The 18,618-nt window shown below is 66.9% G+C and carries 16 protein-coding genes; 9 read left to right on the top strand and 7 right to left on the bottom strand.

The window, feature by feature from the left end; all coding sequences use genetic code 11:
- Nucleotides 1–296 precede the first annotated feature (296 nt).
- The 4 genes from pufB to AC2EAL_RS02180 all read left to right on the top strand — a co-directional run bounded on the left by pufB (nucleotide 297) and on the right by AC2EAL_RS02180 (nucleotide 3,044).
- Nucleotides 297–452, top strand: coding sequence for a light-harvesting antenna LH1, beta subunit (gene pufB, locus AC2EAL_RS02195; RefSeq protein WP_484722530.1), 156 nt, complete (start codon nucleotides 297–299; stop codon nucleotides 450–452).
- 10 nt (nucleotides 453–462) lie between these two features.
- Nucleotides 463–777: a light-harvesting protein gene (locus AC2EAL_RS02190; protein ID WP_484722529.1), complete on the top strand. Its 315-nt coding sequence runs from the start codon at nucleotides 463–465 to the stop codon at nucleotides 775–777.
- Between the two features lie 139 nt (nucleotides 778–916).
- On the top strand, nucleotides 917–2,368 hold the full coding sequence (locus AC2EAL_RS02185; protein ID WP_484722528.1) for a PucC family protein: 1,452 nt from the start codon (nucleotides 917–919) through the stop codon (nucleotides 2,366–2,368).
- Nucleotides 2,369–2,411: 43 nt separating this feature from the next.
- The gene (locus AC2EAL_RS02180; RefSeq protein ID WP_484722527.1) at nucleotides 2,412–3,044 is read left to right on the top strand and encodes a hypothetical protein; all 633 of its coding nucleotides are present in this window, start codon (nucleotides 2,412–2,414) and stop codon (nucleotides 3,042–3,044) included.
- 104 nt (nucleotides 3,045–3,148) lie between these two features.
- On the opposite strand, the gene AC2EAL_RS02175 is transcribed toward AC2EAL_RS02180, so the two are convergent.
- Together AC2EAL_RS02175 and AC2EAL_RS02170 are read right to left on the bottom strand one after the other, a co-directional pair.
- Nucleotides 3,149–3,634 (bottom strand): hypothetical protein, encoded by a 486-nt coding sequence (locus AC2EAL_RS02175; protein ID WP_484722526.1) that lies wholly within the window; start codon nucleotides 3,632–3,634, stop codon nucleotides 3,149–3,151.
- Nucleotides 3,635–3,810: 176 nt separating this feature from the next.
- Nucleotides 3,811–5,439 carry an extracellular solute-binding protein gene (locus AC2EAL_RS02170; RefSeq protein WP_484722525.1) on the bottom strand — a complete coding sequence of 543 codons (1,629 nt, stop codon included), beginning with the start codon at nucleotides 5,437–5,439 and terminating at the stop codon, nucleotides 3,811–3,813.
- A 289-nt stretch (nucleotides 5,440–5,728) separates the two neighbouring features.
- Between AC2EAL_RS02170 and AC2EAL_RS02165 the strand changes: the two genes are divergently transcribed.
- The 3 genes from AC2EAL_RS02165 to rbsK are packed head-to-tail and all read left to right on the top strand — an operon-like array spanning nucleotide 5,729 to nucleotide 8,176.
- On the top strand, nucleotides 5,729–6,778 hold the full coding sequence (locus AC2EAL_RS02165; RefSeq protein WP_484722524.1) for an ABC transporter ATP-binding protein: 1,050 nt from the start codon (nucleotides 5,729–5,731) through the stop codon (nucleotides 6,776–6,778).
- A 24-nt stretch (nucleotides 6,779–6,802) separates the two neighbouring features.
- On the top strand, nucleotides 6,803–7,255 hold the full coding sequence (locus tag AC2EAL_RS02160; RefSeq protein WP_484722523.1) for an RbsD/FucU family protein: 453 nt from the start codon (nucleotides 6,803–6,805) through the stop codon (nucleotides 7,253–7,255).
- Nucleotides 7,256–7,258: 3 nt separating this feature from the next.
- Nucleotides 7,259–8,176 carry a ribokinase gene (gene rbsK / locus AC2EAL_RS02155; RefSeq protein ID WP_484722522.1) on the top strand — a complete coding sequence of 306 codons (918 nt, stop codon included), beginning with the start codon at nucleotides 7,259–7,261 and terminating at the stop codon, nucleotides 8,174–8,176.
- A 66-nt stretch (nucleotides 8,177–8,242) separates the two neighbouring features.
- Here rbsK and AC2EAL_RS02150 read toward each other — a convergent pair whose 3' ends face one another.
- The gene (locus AC2EAL_RS02150; RefSeq protein WP_484722521.1) at nucleotides 8,243–9,061 is read right to left on the bottom strand and encodes a hypothetical protein; all 819 of its coding nucleotides are present in this window, start codon (nucleotides 9,059–9,061) and stop codon (nucleotides 8,243–8,245) included.
- 107 nt (nucleotides 9,062–9,168) lie between these two features.
- Nucleotides 9,169–9,870: a hypothetical protein gene (locus AC2EAL_RS02145; protein ID WP_484722520.1), complete on the bottom strand. Its 702-nt coding sequence runs from the start codon at nucleotides 9,868–9,870 to the stop codon at nucleotides 9,169–9,171.
- Between the two features lie 108 nt (nucleotides 9,871–9,978).
- On the opposite strand from AC2EAL_RS02145, the gene argE reads away from it, so the two are divergent.
- On the top strand, nucleotides 9,979–11,127 hold the full coding sequence (gene argE, locus AC2EAL_RS02140; RefSeq protein ID WP_484722519.1) for an acetylornithine deacetylase: 1,149 nt from the start codon (nucleotides 9,979–9,981) through the stop codon (nucleotides 11,125–11,127).
- A gap of 196 nt (nucleotides 11,128–11,323) precedes the next feature.
- Here the strand turns inward: argE and AC2EAL_RS02135 are convergent, their stop codons facing one another.
- Complete coding sequence (locus AC2EAL_RS02135; RefSeq protein ID WP_484722518.1) at nucleotides 11,324–11,929, bottom strand: DUF1287 domain-containing protein; 606 nt, start codon at nucleotides 11,927–11,929, stop codon at nucleotides 11,324–11,326.
- Nucleotides 11,930–12,030: 101 nt separating this feature from the next.
- Between AC2EAL_RS02135 and mnmH the strand changes: the two genes are divergently transcribed.
- Complete coding sequence (gene mnmH / locus AC2EAL_RS02130; protein WP_484722517.1) at nucleotides 12,031–13,086, top strand: tRNA 2-selenouridine(34) synthase MnmH; 1,056 nt, start codon at nucleotides 12,031–12,033, stop codon at nucleotides 13,084–13,086.
- Here mnmH and selD read toward each other — a convergent pair.
- A complete protein-coding gene (gene selD / locus AC2EAL_RS02125; protein WP_484722516.1) occupies nucleotides 13,083–15,248 on the bottom strand; it encodes a selenide, water dikinase SelD in 2,166 nt (721 codons plus the stop codon). The genes mnmH and selD overlap by 4 nt on opposite strands.
- A 471-nt stretch (nucleotides 15,249–15,719) precedes the next feature.
- A complete protein-coding gene (locus tag AC2EAL_RS02120) occupies nucleotides 15,720–18,596 on the bottom strand; it encodes an error-prone DNA polymerase (protein WP_484722515.1) in 2,877 nt (958 codons plus the stop codon).
- Nucleotides 18,597–18,618 lie beyond the last annotated feature (22 nt).

The following is an 18,618-nucleotide window of genomic DNA, read 5'->3' as shown; positions in this document are numbered from 1 at the left end:
TCGGCCATTTCGGCAAGTTGCACTGCAGAATGCCGCAAGATCGCCGGCAAAGTTCCCGATCCACCTGAAGGTCGATCAGAGGAAAGTCAGGAAGATCAATTTCATGAGGGAATAGATGCTATCCGGTATCACTCTTGTGTAAGTTCATCGTTACAATTGAAGTTGTCATCAATAAGTGACAGATTAACAGTCGGAGCCTCCCGTCCGCCCATTTCTTGGGCAGGTGGCTCGGGCGGGCGGAAGGTCGTCAACCCGTCCAGGAAAGAAAGCGACGACGCGGGCACGGAGGAGCATCTATGTCCAACGATCCTGACAAGGTCTGGCCGACTGGCCTGACGCTTCGGGAAGCCGAAGAAGTACACAGCTATCTGATCGACGGCACGCGGGTCTTCGGGGTGATCGCCCTGATCGCCCACTTGCTGGTGGCCGTTTCTACCCCGTGGCTCGGGTAAGGGGGGCAGCATGAACAACGCGAAAATGTGGCTTGTCGTCAAGCCGACCGTTGGTGTTCCGCTGTTCCTGACGGCCGTCGCCGTCGGGTCATTCGCCGTCCACGTCGCTGTTCTCAGCAACACGACCTGGGTTGCGGATTTCCTGTCCGGCAAGCCGCTGGGCGCCGGGGCAATGGCAGCCGCCGAACTGCCCCTTGCGGACCAGGACGTCGCGAAGGTCTCCTACGTGCCGGGTGGCTCGCAAGAGGTTCTGATCACGATGCCGGATGGCACCACTGCTCGGGCCGTCCTGCAGATGCCGGAAGACCTGGCATCGCTGAACTGAGCGACGGCCCGCGCAGGGCATCGCCTTGCGCGGCGAACTTGATGGGCATGAGGTCCCTCTGTCCTCCGGCGGAGGGACCTCATCCCTGACCCCTGGGGCCCGTGCCGCCGTGCCGGGCCAAACGATGGGTATGCCTGCGATGCTCGATTACAAGCGCTTTGCACTTACCAGACTTGCAGCCATGGGGCCGCGCTGGCTGCCCTTTGCCGATGTCGCATCCGCCGAGGTGCCCCTGTCGCGGCTGTTGCGCCTGTCACTGTTCCAGGTGACCGTCGGCATGGCGCTTGTCCTTATGGTCGGCACGCTGAACCGGGTGATGATCGTCGAACTGAAGGTCCCCGCGACGCTGGTCGCGGTGATGCTGGCCCTGCCGCTGGTCTTCGCGCCGTTCCGGGCGCTGATCGGGTTCAAGTCGGATACCTTCCGCTCGGCTCTGGGGCTGCGGCGGCTGCCCTACATCTACAAGGGAACCATGTACCAGTTCGGCGGGTTCGCGATCATGCCCTTCGCCCTTCTGGTCCTGTCCGGCTATGGCGAGGCAATCGATGCGCCGCGCTGGATCGGGTTAAGCGCGGCAGCCCTGTCCTTTGTCCTGGTCGGCGCCGGGGTGCATATGGTCCAGACGGTCGGGCTGGCGCTGGCCACCGATCTTGTCCCCGAGGAGGACCAGCCCAAGGTCGTGGGCCTGATGTATGTGATGCTGCTGGTCGGCATGATCGTTTCGGCATTCATCTACGGTGCATTGCTTGAAAACTACACCCCCGGGCGGCTGATCCAGGTGATCCAGGGCTCGGCCGTGGTGACGATCGTGCTGAACGGCATGGCCATGTGGAAACAGGAAGCGCGGAACCGTGAGCGGGGGCAGATGCCGCAGCCGGTCGTCCGCTTTGCCGACGCCTGGGCGCGGCTGGCGGCGCGACAGAACATGATGCGGCTTCTGGTCGTCGTGGCACTGGGAACCGCCGGGTTCGGGATGGCCGATGTCCTGCTGGAACCGTTCGGCGGGCAGGTCCTGCAGATGTCGGTGGCCCAGACCACCCGGCTGACCGTGGTTCTTGCCCTGGGCAGCCTGGTCGGGTTCGGACTGGCCTCGCGCTGGCTTGGCCGGGGCGGGCAGCCGATGCTGGTGGCCGCAGTCGGCGCGGCCGTAGGGGTTCCGGCCTTCATTCTGGTCCTGATTTCATCGGTGGTTGCGTCGGTCCCGCTCCTGGTCGCAGCGACACTGACTGCCGGGTTCGGGGCGGGCCTTTTCGGCCATGGCACGCTGACCGCAACGATGCGCACCGCGCCGCGCGACCAGATCGGATTGTCGCTCGGGGCCTGGGGTGCGGTGCAGACGACCGCCGCCGGGGTGGCCATTGCAGTGGGCGGCGTGATCCGCGACGTGATGCTGCTTGCCCCGGGGACAAGCACGGCAGGAGCCGCACCCTATGTGCCGGTCTTCGCGCTGGAGGCGGCCCTGCTTGCCTTGGCGCTGGTCGTGGCCTGGCCCCTGTTCGGCCGCAGGGTCGACAGCGCGAAAGACAACTCTATCTTGGATGACAAGCCCATCGCCGGGGGCCAGGACAGCATCGTGACGACCAAGGCATGACAGACGGCGAACGCGATTTCGGCCTTTCAACAACGGGTGAGACATGACCACCATCATCACAAGACTGTATCCCGACCTGGCCACGGCCCAGGGAGTTGTCGCGGCGCTTTTGGCCAGTGGCCACGAGGCTTCGACCATCGACGTCATCACCAAGGGCGGCGACGGCGCGCCCGAACAGCGCATGCTTGTAGCGCGGGTGCCAAAGGCCTCGGCCGCGGCCTACGCGCCGGGCATCGGCAAGGGCGCGGCCCTTCTGGTGGTGCAGGCCCCCTTCGCGCCGATCGGGACCGCGCGGCATGCCATGAAGGTGGTGAACCGGACGCCTGCGATCAACGTGGGGGTCGCGAACGAAGACCACTACATCCGCGAAGAGCCCAAGGTCGAGACGAGGGGCAGCGTCCAGCGCGGGACGGTCTTCTACATGTCCAACCCGTATCGGTCCCTTGGGCATGGGCATATCCTGGGGTCGAACCCGATCCTGCCGCCGAAGGAACGGACATCGGCGATCCGCGGCGGGGCCTACATGTCGAAGATGTTCTGGCCGATGAAGCTGGTCACGACCGGCCGCCAGGCGAGCTCGGCCATTCCCGGTGGGTTCCTGTTCTCGAAGATGTTCGGGATCCCGACGCTGCTTGCTGACCTGCCCTCGCGCGAGATGATCCCGACGAAGGTCTGAGCGGCGGACCGGTCCGGTCCTGTGAAGGAAGAACGGCGCGCAGTCACGGCGCGCCGTATTTTGCTGCGCGGTAAGTATGGGCCGCAGGGCGGGCGGGACGCCTTCTAGCCTGCGTAAAACACATAGGCGCGGCGGGTGTTCGGGACGACAACAGCAACCAGCCCACCGCGCCCGAAGGCGTAGAAGCTGCCGGGGCTGTTGAGTGCGGCGTCGACGGCGGTCAAATGCTCTTTCGGAACCTCGATGCCGAATCCGTAGCGATCAAGAACCGCAACGACCGTAGGCTCGGGAAATGCACCCGTGGCGCTGTCGGCGCCACCCATCCAGAGTTCGTCACGCGGAACAGGGGTAGCAGACCAATCCGGGTCAAGCCGACCCCCAGGCTGGGCATTGAGCCACGGGATACCGCCATCGGCTATGCGGTCGGCGCCTGTGTCCGACAGGTGAATGACGGCAAAGCCCGTTTCATTGGCGCCGGGCCCGAAACCATTGGCGAAACTGCGCAAAAAGCTTACGCGTGTGGCTTCAAAACTCTCGGGCAGGTTTCGCCGTGTGTCGTTAAGCGAGGCAATGGCCTGGCCAAGTGCCACCGCAGTGACAGCGAACAGAAAGGCTACAAGAACGAGGTTTCGACGGTGGAACACTTGCGGGCTTCCAGTACTTACCCGAGAGGATGCGATGGACCCACCGAAGTACGCAAGATAGGCTTTTCAGCAGAAAGGCGCGCCAGTTGCCCGGCGCGCCTTGGGTCTTAGCTCTAGAGGCCCTACATACCGAGCGAGGCCTTGTACAGCTTGATCTGGTTGTCGCGGCCGATCTGGTCGGTGATCTTTTCCCAGGCGGCGGCGATGGCATCTGCCGTTTCCTGCGCGGATGCGTACTGCCCGGCGAAGCCCTTGGCGAGTTCGTCCTCGGCCACCGAGTAGTACTGGAAGATCCCCGGGATCCGCGGCTCGATCGCGGCGTTCGGGTGGTTGTAGCTGTCGGCGTTCGACCCGAGGTAGTCCTCGATGAAGGCCCGGTCATAGCCCGCCGCTTCCCATTCATCGTAGTTGAAGTGCGAGTTACGGTAGGGCTGGAAGCCCGAAGGATAGGCCGCTGTCCACAGCGACAGGTCCTTGCCGCCAAGATGCGCGGCAGCCGACCATGCGGCCTTGCGCTTCTTCTCGTCGCCCGAGACACGGCTGGTGACGTAGATGCCCCAGCCGATGTAGGCCATCAGCGGCGCCTCGTTCGCGGTCTCTTCCCAGGCGCCCGCGGCCGAGTTGTAGCGGCGGGTCGAGCCGGGGTTGATCCCGAAGCCGACGACGTCGCCCACGACCGAGGTGTCCGAGGTGCGTGCGGACGAACCGATGTCACCCCACCACATCAGCATCGATCCGGTACCGGCCAGGAACTGGCTGAAGCCGGTGGTGCCGGGGTCGGCGTTGATCTGGTCGGCCGGATAGGCGCCGGGGGTGGCAATCAGGTCCAACACGTCCTGGATCGCCTGGACCCAGCCAGGGTTGTTGACGCGGGGCTTCATGGTGTCGGGATCGAACAGCCATGCCGGATCGTCCGGGTGCTTGACATAAGCTGCGGCGCGGTTGGCGATGAAGTACATCCCGAAGCCGCCCCAGCCCTTCAGTGGGTCAAGGTAGCCATGCGCCGGCAGCCCGGTCAGCGGGTCGGTCTGACCAACAAGCGCCTTCGTGACCGCGTTGACGTCCTGCCAGGTCTTCGGAACCTCGGCCCCGCCGATCGCGCCCTCGCCGAAATAGTCTTTCCGGTACGAGAACGTGTGGCAGTCGCCGTCGATGGTGATCCGGTAGGTCTTGCCGTCCCAGGTGCCGACCGGCGGCTTCAGGTAGCCCACAAGGTCGTCGGCTTCGATCTGGGTCGCAACCCAGTCGGGCATCGGGTCGAGAAGGCCCTTGCCGGCGGTGTCGCCTTCGAACGGCGCGCCCATCTCGATGATGTCGAAATCGACGGTGCCGGTGGCGATCGACTGCTGCAGGCGGCTGTTGTAGTCGGCCTGCGCCAGGTCGATCCAGTTGATCTTGGCGCCGGTGTAGGCTTCCCACGGCTTGAGGAAGCCACGGAACAGGAAGTTGTGCAGGTTCTGGTTGTTCAGGCCCAGGAACGTCAGCTCCACGCCCGCGAACTCACCCTCGGCCACGCTGGCCTTGGTCGCGCCAAGGCAGAGCTCGCCCACCTGCTGCCAATGCGCATCCGTCGGGCTGCCCTGGCCTACGCCCGGGATTGCCAGAATCTGGGCGCGAACGTTGTCCTGCGCGCTGGCCATGCGGGCCGTCATCGGCATCGCCGCCATCGCGCCCAGGGCGACCGAGCCCTGCAGCATCCGGCGACGGCTGAGCCGCGACCGGGACATCATCTCGTAAAGATCGACCTTCAAGGTAGCTCCTCCCTTTGGAACATGTCCGCGTCTGGGGTACAGCCGCGGCCTGGTGTCTGGTTATCGTTGGTGCTTGAGCAGCCAGCCTGCGATCCGGGTCCCCCCGTCCGCATGGCGGCGAATGAACGATTGGGGTCTCCCCTTCCCCTTTTTCTGGCAGCTTGCCGGGGGCAGCTTCGCAAGGTGGCAGGGGCCTGTCAAGTTTCTAACATGTTAGTATGGTCAGCGGATGGACAGACCCGGCTTGGCTGGGTTACGACTGCAGCCGGGGCACCAGGGAGACGAGCGCTTGGCCGAAGTGACAATCCGCGCACTGCGCAAGACTTATGGCGGCTTGCAGGTCATCCATGGCCTTGACCTCGACATTCCGGACGGGGCTTTCGTGGTGCTCGTCGGCCCCTCGGGCTGCGGCAAGTCCACCCTTCTGCGGATGATAGCGGGGCTGGAGGAAGTGACGGCGGGCGACATCAACATCGGGCCAAAGCGGGTGAACAACCTGCCGCCCTCGGAACGCGACATCGCGATGGTGTTCCAGAACTACGCGCTTTACCCGCACAAGACCGTCGCCGCGAACATGGGCTTTGCGCTGAAGATGCGCGGGATGGACAAGGACGCGATCCGGGCCAAGGTCGAACGCGCGGCGGAAATCCTGGGCCTGACGCCCTATCTTGACCGCTATCCCCGGGCACTGTCGGGTGGGCAGCGCCAGCGCGTCGCCATGGGCCGGGCCATCGTGCGCGACCCGCAGGTGTTCCTGTTCGACGAACCCCTGTCGAACCTCGACGCCAAGCTGCGGGTCCAGATGCGGACCGAGATCAAGGAACTGCACCAGCGGCTTAAGACCACGACGGTCTATGTCACCCACGACCAGATCGAGGCGATGACGATGGCCGACCGTATCGTCGTGATGCAGGGCGGCCGGATCGAGCAGGTCGGCGCGCCGCTGGAGCTGTACGACCGCCCCGCCAACACCTTCGTCGCCGCCTTCATTGGCAGCCCGTCGATGAACCTCTTGGACGGGCGCGTCGCAGGTGGAAAGGTCGCGGTGGCGGGTGCCACGCTGCCGCTGCCACCTGGCGTCACGGCGCAAGAGGGGCAAGAGGTCGTCTACGGCATCCGGCCTGAACACTTGTCGCTGGCCGATCAGGGGCTGACCGGCACTGTCGCGGTCGTCGAACCCACGGGATCCGAGACCCATGTCGTCGTCCGGCTGGAAGGGCGCGAGATGACCGCCGTTTTCCGCAACCGGGTCGCTTTCGGACCGGGGGCCACGATCACTCTGGCGCCCGACGCCGCAGTGGCGCATCTATTCGACAAGGCGACCGGCAAGCGCATCTAGACCGGCCCGCCACAGGGAGGACACATGCTGAAGGGTATCGACAACCGGCTGAATGCCGAAGTGTTGGCCGTGCTGCGCGCGATGGGCCATGGCGACGTGCTGATCGTGGCTGACACGAACTTTCCCTCCGACTCGGTCGCGCGGGCCACGGTGACGGGCAAGCTTCTGCGGATGGAGAACCTGACCTGCGCGGAAGCCGTGAACGCGATCCTGTCGGTCCTGCCGCTGGATACTTTCGTCGACGATTTCGCTGGCCGGATGGAGGTTGTGGGCAATCCTTCCGAAATCCCGCCGGTGCAGAAGGAAGTCCAGGCCGAGATCGACCGCGCTGAAGGCCGCCCTCGCCCGATGATCGGGATCGAGCGCTTTGCCTTCTACGACATGGCGCGCAAGTCCTATGCGGTGATCCAGACCGGGGAACGCCGCTTCTACGGTTGCTTCATGTTCCGCAAGGGCGTGATCCCTCCGGAGGCCTGAGCCATGAAACCCATCGTGATCCTCGGCATCTTCGTCGCCGACACCGCCTACCGCGCCGAGCGTCAGCCGAAGATGGGCGAGACGATCCTTGGCACATCCTTCGCCCTTGGGCCGGGGGGCAAGGGGTCGAACCAGTCCGTCGCGGCGGCGATGGCGGGGGGCAAGGTCCATTTCATCACCCGGCTTGGGGATGACGCCTTCGCCGACATCGCCCGGGCGACCTGGGCCAAGGCTGGGGTGGTGCCCGAAGTGAAGGTGGATGCCGAAAGCTACACGGGTGCAGCCTACATCTTCATCGAGAACGCCACCGGTAACAACGCGATCATCGTCGCGCCCGGCGCGGCGGGCCGGGTCTCGGTGCAGGATGTCGAGGAGAAGGCCGACCTGATCCGGTCGGCGGCGATCTTCGTGACGCAGCTCGAACAGCCGATCCCGGCGGCCCTGCGCGCCCTGCAGATTGCGCGCGAGGCAGGCGTGACCACGATCCTGAACCCCGCGCCGGCGGCGACGCTGTCCGACGAGATGCTGGCCCTGTGCGACTATGTCACCCCGAACGAATCCGAGGCCGAGGCGCTGACCGGGATGCCGGTGACCACGGTCGACGAGGCGAAGGCGGCAGCCGGGGCGCTCCTGTCCAAGGGCGTGGGGGCGGTGGTCATCACGCTGGGCGACAAGGGTGCGCTTTATCACGACGCGAAGCGCACGGTGCATGTCCCGGTGATCTCGGCCGGGCCGGTGGTGGAAACCACGGGCGCGGGCGATGCCTTCAACGGCGGGTTCTCGGTGGCGCTGGCCGAGGGGCGCGACGTGATCGAGGCCGTCCGCTTTGGCTGTGCGACAGCGGGGATTTCGGTGACGCGTCCGGGGACGGCTCCGTCGATGCCCGCAAGGGCCGAGATCGAGGCACTTCTGGCCAAGTGAACGGAATGAAAGCCAAAAGGCCCCGGAAGCGCAGCTCCGGGGCCTTCCTCGTTTTGGAACGCTGGATCAGTTGGTCAGCAGGTAATAGCTGTTCCGTGACCCGCCCATGTTCTGGACCGTGACGTAGAAATAGCCGTCCCAGGCCGGGGTCCAGTCGCAGTACAGCTTGTCCGACCAGCTGACGTCATAGCAGATCACGTTGCCGTTCTCGTCGGTCACCGCGACGTCGAGGTTGGCATCGCCGTCACCCACGACAGCGATCTCGGCGTAAGAGTTGCCATAAAAGGGAATCTCCCAGACATCGGTCTGGCCCGCAGGCAGGCGCGACAGCCATTCCACCGCCCCGCCGATCCTGCCGCGTGAGGTTTCGGCCATCGCGTCGTCGATCAGGCCCAGCATCGCCTCGTCATCGGCGGCCAGTTCCTTGGCCTTGGCAAACATCGCTTCGGCGGTGACCGGGGCATCGGCCGCGCCTTCTTCCTCGGACGTGGCGCTGAAGAAGGTCGCCTTTGCGGCTGCGCGCGGGGTGCCGTCGTTCATCATCGGCGCCGGAGCAGCAGGGGCTGCCGGTGCGGCCTTCTTGCGGAGGGTTTCCTGGTCGCCCTCGGCAAAGGCGATCTTCGCGGGGTCAAGGGCGGCGGGCTCGGCACTCGCCACATCCACCGATGCCGCCAGCTTGGCTGCAGCCAGCACGGTGACCGCGTCACCCTGGGCGGCCCCGACGGCATAAAGCTCTTGCGCGAGCCCCATGGTCGCGGCTCCGCCCGGGGCGGCATCGGCCGCTGCAGCGCCCACATTCGGGCCCGACTTGTCTTGGGCAATGGACGGAAGCGTGGTTACGGCAATCGCGGTTGAGGCAAGAAGAACGAGGAATGTCCTGGTCATGATGGCGGATCCTGCGGTTTCACCGTCCCGATAAAGGATGGAACGGATCGATCTTTACAGGCCTTTCGGGCGTTGAGAAGGTGGGTTGGCATGACAAATGCCGTCACCTAGCTGCCGACCAGCTGATAGCTGTTCTGCACCTTGCCATGATTGCGGACGGATACGTCGAAAAAGCCGTTGCGGGCCGGGGTGAACCGGCACAGCGCCGGAGCGATGCCCGGCGGCAACGTGCAAACCGTGCTGCCCGTTTCGTCCGTCACAGTCAGTTCCAGCGGGCTGTCCCCGTCGCCGATCAGGCCCAGCTCGGCCGGGACATCGCCGAACAGCGCGATCCGCCAGCTGTCGGTCTGCCCGCCCGCAACCGCCGCCTCGGCCCGGATCGCCGTCGGCTGCCGGCCATGCGGGCGCTGGGCGTCCAGGTCATAGACGATGTCCTGCAGGGAATGATCCTCTCCCGCCAGGGCCTGCGCGATGGCCAGCACCTGCGGCGAGGCCGGGTCCGCTGCCGCCGACCGCCCGACCTCCTGGTCGGCGGCGCCTTCGTCCGTCGTTGTCCGCGTCCAGCCGGTCGGCAGGCGCACGGTCACGGACCGCGCCAGCCGGATTGCCGCCAGCAGAAGGATCGGATCGCCCTCTTGCATCGCGGTTTGATACGCGTTCTGCGCCAGCACCATGCGCGCGGCGGCCCCGCTGGTGCCGGACTGGGTCAGGGCCACATTCGCGGGATCGGCGCCAGCGGGTCCTGTGGTGGCGAGAAGGGCAGCAAGGAACGGAACGGCAAGGCGCATCGGGCGGCTTTCTGCAGGCATGGGCCGGAGTCTCGCAAAGCCCGGGTCCGGCCACAAGGGCGGAACGGCGTGATCGAACGCTTTCCGGGTGGCGGATTTCGCGCTAGCAGGGGTGAAAGCGAGGGGATCATGCGCGAGATACTGGAGCGGCTTCTGGCCTTCGACACGGTGAGCCACCGGCCGAACATGGCGCTGATGGACTATGTTCGCGGCCTCTTGGAGGCCGAGGGGCTGGCGGTGACGCTGGTGCCGGATGCAGGGGACGGGAAGGCGAACCTTTTCGCCTCGACCGGGCCGGGCGCCGTGGGCGGGGTCATGCTGTCAGGTCACACCGACGTGGTGCCGGTCGAGGGGCAGGATTGGACCGTGCCGCCCTTCGCGCTGACCGAGGCGGACGGGCGCTTCTATGGGCGCGGGGCGGCGGACATGAAGGGGTTCGTCGCCTGCGCGGTGGAGGCGATGATCCTGGCCTCGAAGCGGAGCTTGAAGGTCCCGCTGCACCTGGCGCTGTCCTATGATGAGGAGATCGGCTGCATGGGGGTGCGGTCGCTGATCGACCTTCTGGCGGCGGCTCCGATCCGGCCGCGGTTCTGCGTCGTAGGCGAACCTACCGGGATGCAGGTGGCAACGGGCCACAAGGGGAAGGTCGCGCTGCGGGCGACCTGCCGGGGGCGCGAGGGGCACTCGGCGCTGGCACCTCTGGCCCTGAACGCCCTGCATCTGGCGGGGGATTTCCTGGGCGCGGTGCGGCGGGTTCAGGCCGAGGTGGCTGCGACGGGCCTCAGGGACGGGGACTACGACGTGCCCTACACGACGCTGCATGTGGGGAAGATGTCGGGCGGGGTGCAGGTCAACATCGTGCCCAATCTGGCGGTGCTGGATTTCGAGATCCGGTCGCTGGCGGGGGAGGATGTGGCGGGGTTGATCCGGCGGCTGGAGACCGAGGCAGAGGCGATCGTCGCGCCCTTGCGCGGGGAGTTTCCGGAGGCGGCGATCACGGTGGAGCGGATGTGGGATTACCCGGGGCTCGGGACGCTGTCGGATGCCGAGGTGGTGCGGTTCGTGAAGGGTCTGACGGGAGCCAACGGGACGATGAAGGTGGCCTTCGGGACGGAAGGCGGGCTCTTCGATCAGCGGCTCGGGGTGCCGACGGTGATCTGCGGGCCGGGGTCGATGGCACAGGGGCACAAGCCGGACGAATGGGTGTCGGTGGAGCAGGTGGAGCGGTGCCGGGGGATGCTGGCGGCGCTGGTGGACCGGCTGGAGGCGGGGATCTGAGGGGAAGTGTCCACGGTGGACAATCTCTGGGACGTGATTTAAATCAAAGGCTTATGATTTTCCGTTCAGGAATCCTTAAGGTTTCGTCGCGGCACTTTTTGGCCGACCCCGGGGGGTTTCACACCCCCCGGACCCCCGTGGAGTGTTTTCCCAAGGGCAAGCACAGTTTTAAGAAAAGTTGAGCCATCAGGCGGGGCTATTGCAGCGCCTTCAGCCTCTCGGCCTGCTCTTTGCCGATCCGGTAGTGGCCGGTCATCGGATAGGCGAAGAGGATGTCTTCCTCCTGCGCGCCGCGACCGATGTTGTGCAGGATCAGGGGCGTGCCGTCCGGTGTGCGTTGGTCTGACACAATGCCGATATGGTCGAGGTTGCCGGGCAATTTCCACGTCACGATGTCGCCGGGCAGAAATGGCGCGGGACCTTCCTCCAGCGGCACCTCGGCCCCGATGCGGGCGAACAGTGTCTGCAGGTTCGGCACCCGGCGGTGGTCGATGTTGCGGTCGGTCCGGCTGAGGCCCCAGAGCGCGGGGTAGGCCGAGAAGTTCGCCTTCATGTCGCGGTTGACCGCCAGTTGCAGGTCGATCCCCCAGCCGTCGCGGAGCGCGCGGATCACCACGTCGGTGCAGACCCCCCGGTCGCGCGGCAGGTCGCCACCGGGAAAGTCGAGCGACACATAGGCCGGGTCGTAGGTAACCGTCACGCCGACCTGATCCCGCGCCGCTTCGGTCAGGCGGGACGGCTCGGACCCGGCAAGGGCCGGTGCGGCAAGGCTGCACGCAAGGATCAGGACAAGGCTGCGCATGGGCGGAATGATGCACGAAATCGTGTCGTCACGCGAGTAGGGTTTTTCCGCTGCGTTCCGCAGGCTGGCACCTTTCCGCCGGGGCCGGTAAGAAGTGCGTGATGGCGATCACCCTGACCTCTCTGGCCGATCTGGCGACGCATGGCTTCGATGACATCATCGACGTCCGCGCCCCTGCCGAATATGCCGAGGACCATCTGCCAGGCGCGATCTCTCTGCCCGTTCTGGACGATGAGGAACGGGCGCGGGTTGGCACGATCTACAAGCAGGTCTCACCGTTTTCCGCGCGCAAGATCGGCGCGGCGCTGGTGGCGAAGAATGCGGCCGCGCATCTGCAGGGTCCTTTGGCCGACAAGCCGGGGGGCTGGCGGCCCCTGGTCTATTGCTGGCGGGGCGGGCAAAGGTCGGGGTCATTTGCAACGATCCTGGGCCAGATCGGCTGGAGGGTGGAAACCCTGGTTGGCGGCTACAAGACTTGGCGCGGGCTGGTCGTGCGGGAGGTCTATGACACGCCGGTCCGGGCGCCGGTGGTGGTGCTGGATGGCAATACCGGCTCGGCCAAGACCGAGGTGCTGAACCTGTTGCCGGGCTTCGGCGTGCAAGTGATCGACCTTGAGGGGCTGGCGCGGCATCGTGGCTCGCTGTTCGGGGCCGTGGGGCCGCAGCCGTCGCAGAAAGCGTTCGAGGGGGCGCTGGCCTTGGCCCTTGCAGGCTTGGACCCGTCGCGTCCGGTTGTGGTGGAGGCGGAAAGCTCGAAGATCGGCAATTGCCGACTGCCGCCGGAAATCTGGAAGGCGATGGTCGCCGCGCCCCGAGTGGCGATTGCCGCCCCGCGCGCGGCCCGGGCGGAGTATCTGGTACGCGCCTATGCCGACCTGGTTTCCGATCCCGCGCTGCTTGCCGAGACGGTGGCGCGGCTGAAGCCGATGTATGCGGCCGAGGTGATCGAGGGCTGGCTCGCGCAGGCGGCCGCGGGAGAACATCTGGCGCTGGCCGACAGCCTGATGGAGCGGCACTACGACCCGCGCTATGGCAAGCACCGGGCCCGGATGGCGGTGCCGGTGGCGGAGGTCTCGGTGGACAGTCTTGCTGTCGAGGCGTTGTCGGCTGTGGCCGAACGGGTGGCTGGGGCGGTTCTGGGCCTGATGAAGGGCTAGGCGTCCACGGTCAGGTGGGGCGCGCCTTCCGTGACCTGGCCGATGATCGCCGCGTCATGTCCGGCGGCTTGCAGGGCAGCAAGGAGGCTCGTGGCCCGGTCGGCGGGGACGGCGGCCAGAAGTCCTCCGGCGGTTTGCGGGTCTGAGAGCAGGTCGGTGCAAGGGCCCAAGGGCGCGGTCATCCGCCAGGAGACGGCAGCGAGGTTGGCGGGCAGGAGCGAGGAGCCTTGGCCCGCGCGGGCCAGTGCTTCGGCCCCTTGCATCAGGGGGATGTCGGGCAGGCGGATCGTCGCGGCGGTATGGGAGGCGTCGAGGATCTCCAACAGGTGACCGGCGAGGCCGAAGCCGGTGACGTCGGTCATCGCATGGGCGTGGGGTGCGAGGATCGCGGCCGCGGTGCCTTGGGCGCGGGTCATCTGGGCGATGCAGGCAGCCCAGACTTCTCCCAACAGGAGGCCAGGGATCTGGGCCAGGGCCATTTCGGCGGCGAGGATGGTGCCGGAGCCGAGCGGTTTGGTGAGGATCAGCGCGTCGCCGGGTTTTGCGCCGCCCTTTGTGATCGGGCGGGCGGTGGTGCCGGTCACGGTGAAGCCGATGGTCAGTTCGGCGCCCTCAGTGGAGTGGCCGCCGACGATATCGGCCCCGGCGTCGCGGAAGGTTTGGGCGGCCTCGTCCATGATCTCGGCAAGCATGCGGGTCTGAAGGTCGGGGCCAAGGGGTGGGAGGGTGATCTGGGCAAGGGCCACCTGCGGCTCGGCGCCCATGGCCCAGACGTCTCCCATCGCGTGGAGCGCGGTGATGCGGGCCATCAGGCGGGGGTCCTGGCTGAAGGCGCGCAGGTGGTCGGTGGTGAGGACCTGGGTGCCGGTCGGGGTGGCCAGGATCGCCGCGTCGTCGCCGGGGCCGGAGCGGACCTCGGGGCGCTGCGGGGCGGGGAGGGTGGTGAGGGCTTGGGAAAGGACTCCGGGCCCAAGTTTGGCACCGCAGCCGCCGCAGAGGGGGCGTTGGTTCAGGTGTTCGGCAAGGCCTTGTGTCGCGTCCCTTGGTTTGGCAGGGGCGGCCATCGCGGGATAGGCGCCGAAGCGGTCCATGAAGCGGCGGTCGATCCGGTCCTTGAGGCTCCAGAGCCGGGGGCCGGAGGTGGTGAGGCCCCATTTTTCGGCAATCGCGGACTTGGCGCCGAGGGAGATGAGCTTGAGGTAGTCGGATTGCGGGCGGAAGGGTCTCAGCGGCTGGCCGATGAGGCTGGCGCGAAGGTTGTGGAGGAGGATCGGCGCGGCGCGGACGGCGAAGACCCCGGCCTTGGGGCGCGGATCGGGGAGGGCGGCGCAGTCTCCGCTTGCAAAGATTAGGGGGTCGGAGGTGCGGAGGGTGGCGTCGGTGACAAGGAAGCCGTCCCGATGGTCGAGGCCGGTGTCGGCGAGCCAGGGATGCGGGCGGGCTCCGGTCGCGGTGAGGGTGAAGTCGGAGGGGAGGGCTTCGCCGGTGTCGAGGGTGACTTCGGTTGGGGTGATGGCGGTGACGGCGGTGCTGAGGCGGAGGGTGATGTTGGCGGCGGCGAGGTGGTGGCGGAGGGTGGCGCGGGCTTTGGGGGAGAGGGTGGGGAGGAGGTCGGGGGCGCGGTCGATCAGCGTGATTTGGGCGGTGCCCTGCAGGCGGTGGGCGGAGGCGAGGGCGAGTTCGACGCCGCCAAGGCCTGCGCCGACGATGGTGATGTGCGGCGCGGTGGGGCGGCGGGCGAGGAAGGCCTCCCATGCGGCGGCGTAGGGGCCGAGGGGTTTGGCGGCGATGGTGTGGGGGTGGCCGGGGAGGTCCGAGGTGATGCCGATGTCGATGGCGGCGAGGTCGTAAGGCAGCGGAGGGCGGGAGGCCAGTTGGATCAGGCGCTGGTCGCGGTCGATGCCGGTGGCGCGGTCGAGGATCAGGCGGGCACCGGCAAAGCGGGCGAGGCGGACGAGGTCGATCATCAGCTCCTCCCGCCGGTAATGCCCGGCGATGAGGCCGGGAAGCATGCCCGTATAGTGCGCGGCGGGGTCGGGGTTGATGAGGGTGAGGCGTGTGCCAGGGAGGGGGTTCATGGCCCACATCCGGAGGACCAGCGCATGGGAATGCCCGCCGCCGATCAGCACGAGGTCCTTGATCTGGGGAAGGGTGGTTTGCATGTGGCTGGCTTAGCCGAAGGCGCGGCGAAAGGCCATTCCTTGAACGGGGGAGCTGGCCTAGGGGCGCATCGAACCCCTCGGACGGCGCTGTCGCGGAAGATGATCGGGCGGGGGGGGCGAGGGTGGACGTGGCGGATGCCTCCGGCGGGAGTATTTGGGGAAAAGAGCAAGGAGGCTTGAGAGTTTCTTTACCTTCTTTGAGCAAGAAGGTTGGGCGGTACAGGGAGGAGTCACGATGACCGCAAAAGGGCAAGTCGCCCCGGCGGCGTGGGAAGCTCTCCCTTCGCACTGTAAGAGGTGCCGACCGCCGGGGTGCATTGCCTGAAAGGTCGCTCTCGGCTTTGCATTTGCTCTTTTCCCAAATACTCCCGCCGGAGGCATCGACATCAGCCACGGGCGCGGGGGTGTCCTGCTGACCCGCGGATGCGCCGCCGAGCGGGGGCTCGATGCCCCCCGAGGCGGCTCCCCTTTTCAGGCAGCGTCCAGCATGTCGCGCAAAAGTGCCATCGGATGCGACCGCAGGGTCAGGCGCATGGCGACATAGTCTTCGACCACCGCCTCGCCCGTGGTCATCGCGCGGAAGGTGATGGTGGGCTCAAGGATCCCCTCGCCGTCCATGTCCCCGGCGAAAAGGGGGAGGGGTTTGCCTTCGGCCAGCGCTTCGGCGGCCCAGAGCGCGTCGCGGCGGGCGAGGCCGAGGGCGGCGAAGGCGTCGGCTTCGGCGAGGCGGGTCAGGGTGGCGGGGGCGACGCCGGCGCGGCGCCAGACGTCCTCGACCGTCTGGTAGCCGTTGCCGCGTGCGCCGGTGATCCAGCGCGCCTCCTCCTCGGCGATCCCGCGGACCTGGCGGAAGCCGAGGCGGAGGGCGAGTTCGGGCGGTTGACCCTGACGGTCGAGCCATTCCATCCGGTTGTCCCAGTGGCTCGATTGGATGCAGGGCGGCAGGACGGTGACGCCGTGTTCGCGGGCGTCGCGGACGATCTGGGCGGGGGCGTAGAAGCCCATCGGCTGGCTGTTCAGAAGTGCGCAGGCGAAGATGCCGGGGTGGTGGCGCTTGATCCAGGCGCTTGCGTAGACCAGCAATGCGAAGCTCGCCGCATGGCTTTCGGGGAAGCCGTAGCTGCCGAAGCCTTCGATCTGGGCGAAGCAGCGACGGGCGAAATCCGCGTCATAGCCCTTGGCCAGCATCCCGCCGATGAAGCGGTCGTGGAATTCGCTGACGTTGCCATGCTTCTTGAAGGTGGCGAGTGAGCGGCGCAGGCGGTCGGCCTCATCCGGCGTGAACCCTGCGCCGACGATGGCGATCTGCATCGCCTGTTCTTGGAAGAGGGGGACGCCGAGGGTTTTCCCCAAGACCCGGCCCAACTCATCCGAGGGGAAGCTGACCTGTTCCTGCCCGTTCCGTCGCCGCAGGAAGGGGTGGACCATGTCGCCCTGGATCGGGCCGGGGCGGATGATCGCGACCTGGATCACGAGGTCGTAGAAGCATTTCGGCTTCATCCGGGGCAGGAAGTTCATCTGGGCGCGGCTTTCCACCTGGAAGACGCCCAGAGAGTCCGCACGGCAGAGCATGCGGTAGGTCTCCGGGTCCTCGGGCGGCAGGGTTGCCAGCGTGAAATGCTGGTGGTGGTGCTTGTCCAGAAGGTCGAAGGCCTTGCGGATGCAGCTGAGCATCCCCAGGGCCAGGATGTCGACCTTCAGGATCTTCAGCGTGTCGATGTCGTCCTTGTCCCAGGGGATGACAGTCCGGTCCTCCATCGTGGCGTTTTCGACGGGGCAGAGCTCATCAAGGCGGCCTTCGGTGATGATGAAGCCGCCGACGTGCTGGCTGAGGTGCCGGGGGAAGCCCTGGATTTCGTCGATCAAGGCCATGGTCTGGCGAAGGCGGCGGTCGGTGGGGTCGAGGCCGATTTCCCTCAGCCGCGTTTCCGTCACCGCGCCGGGGCCGCCCCAGCCCCAGATCTGGCTGGACATGGCGGCGAGGGTGTCTTCGCTGAGGCCCATGGCGCGGCCGACCTCCCTCACCGCGCGTTTGCCGCGGTAGTGGATGACGGTCGCGCAAAGGCCCGCGCGGTGGCGGCCGTATTTTTCGTAGATGTGCTGGATCACCTCTTCCCGGCGTTCGTGTTCGAAGTCGACGTCGATGTCGGGGGGCTCATTCCGCGCCTCGGAGATGAAGCGTTCGAAGACCATGGTGCCGATTTCGGGGGAGACGGAGGTGACGCCAAGCGCGTAGCAGACGACGGAATTGGCGGCGGAGCCCCGGCCCTGGCAGAGGATGCCGCGTTTGCGGGCGAAGTCGACGATGTCGTGGACGGTGAGGAAGTAGGGCTCGTACCTGAGCTTGGCGATCAGGGCGAGTTCGTGGGCCATCTGGGCGCGGACGCGGTCGGGTGGGCCTTCGGGGTAGCGCCAGTGGAGGCCTGCTTCGGACAGGCGGGCGAGGCGCTGGGCGGCGCTTTCGCCTCCGGCGACCTCGGAGGGGTATTCGTACTGCAGTTCGTCCAGCGAAAAGGCGGCGCGGTCGGCGATCTCTCCGGCGCGATGGACTGCTGCTTCGTGTCCGGCGAAGAGGCGGAGCATCTCGGCTTCGGAGCGCAGGCGGCCTTCGTTGTTGGGGAGCGCCCGGCGGCCGAGCTTGTCGACGGGGGTGCCAAGGCGGATCGCGGTCAGGACATCGGCGAGGCGGCGGCGTTTGCCGTGGTGGAGGAAGGGGAGGCCGGTGGCGACCGTGGGGATGTTCAGCGCCCGGGCGCGCTGGGTAAGGGTGTCGAAGCGGGTCGCGTCCTGCCCGTCATAGCGCGGGGCCATGGCGAGGGAGACCTGGCCGGGGAAGCGTTTGGCCAGTTGCCGGGCGTGGGAGAGCCAGAGTTTCGGGTCAGTGGTGGTGCCGGTCGAGGCGAGGGTCAGGCGCTGGTCGGGGGGGAGGATCAGCATCTCCATCCCCTCGCCCCAGTGCAGGAGGTCGGGGAGGTCAAGCTTGCAGTCGCCCTTTTCGGCGCGGAGGCGGCCGAGGCTGAGGAGGCGGCAGAGGCGGCCCCAGGCGGCGCGGTCGCGGGGGAGGGTGGTGACCTGGAAGCCGCCCTGCAGGACGATGCGGGCGGCGGGGATCAGGCGCACCTTGGGGCCGCCGTCGCGGGCGAGTTCCCGGGCCTTGGTATGGGCGCGGACGATGCCTGCGACGGAGTTCACGTCGGCGACGGCGAGGGCAGGCATCCCCATTTCCGAGGCGCGCAGGATCATCTCCTCGGGGTGGGAGGCCCCGGCGAGGAAGGTGAAGTTCGAAAGCGCAGAGAGTTCGACGAAGGGCAAGCGGGCGACTCGGGGACGTGAACAAAGAAAGAACATTTTGCCACGACAGGTGTCGTCG

The sequence above is a fragment of the Tabrizicola sp. T74 genome (genome assembly GCF_057219935.1).
The sequence above is the reverse complement of the archived record's forward strand: the minus strand, read 5'-3'. Positions and strand labels throughout refer to the sequence as shown.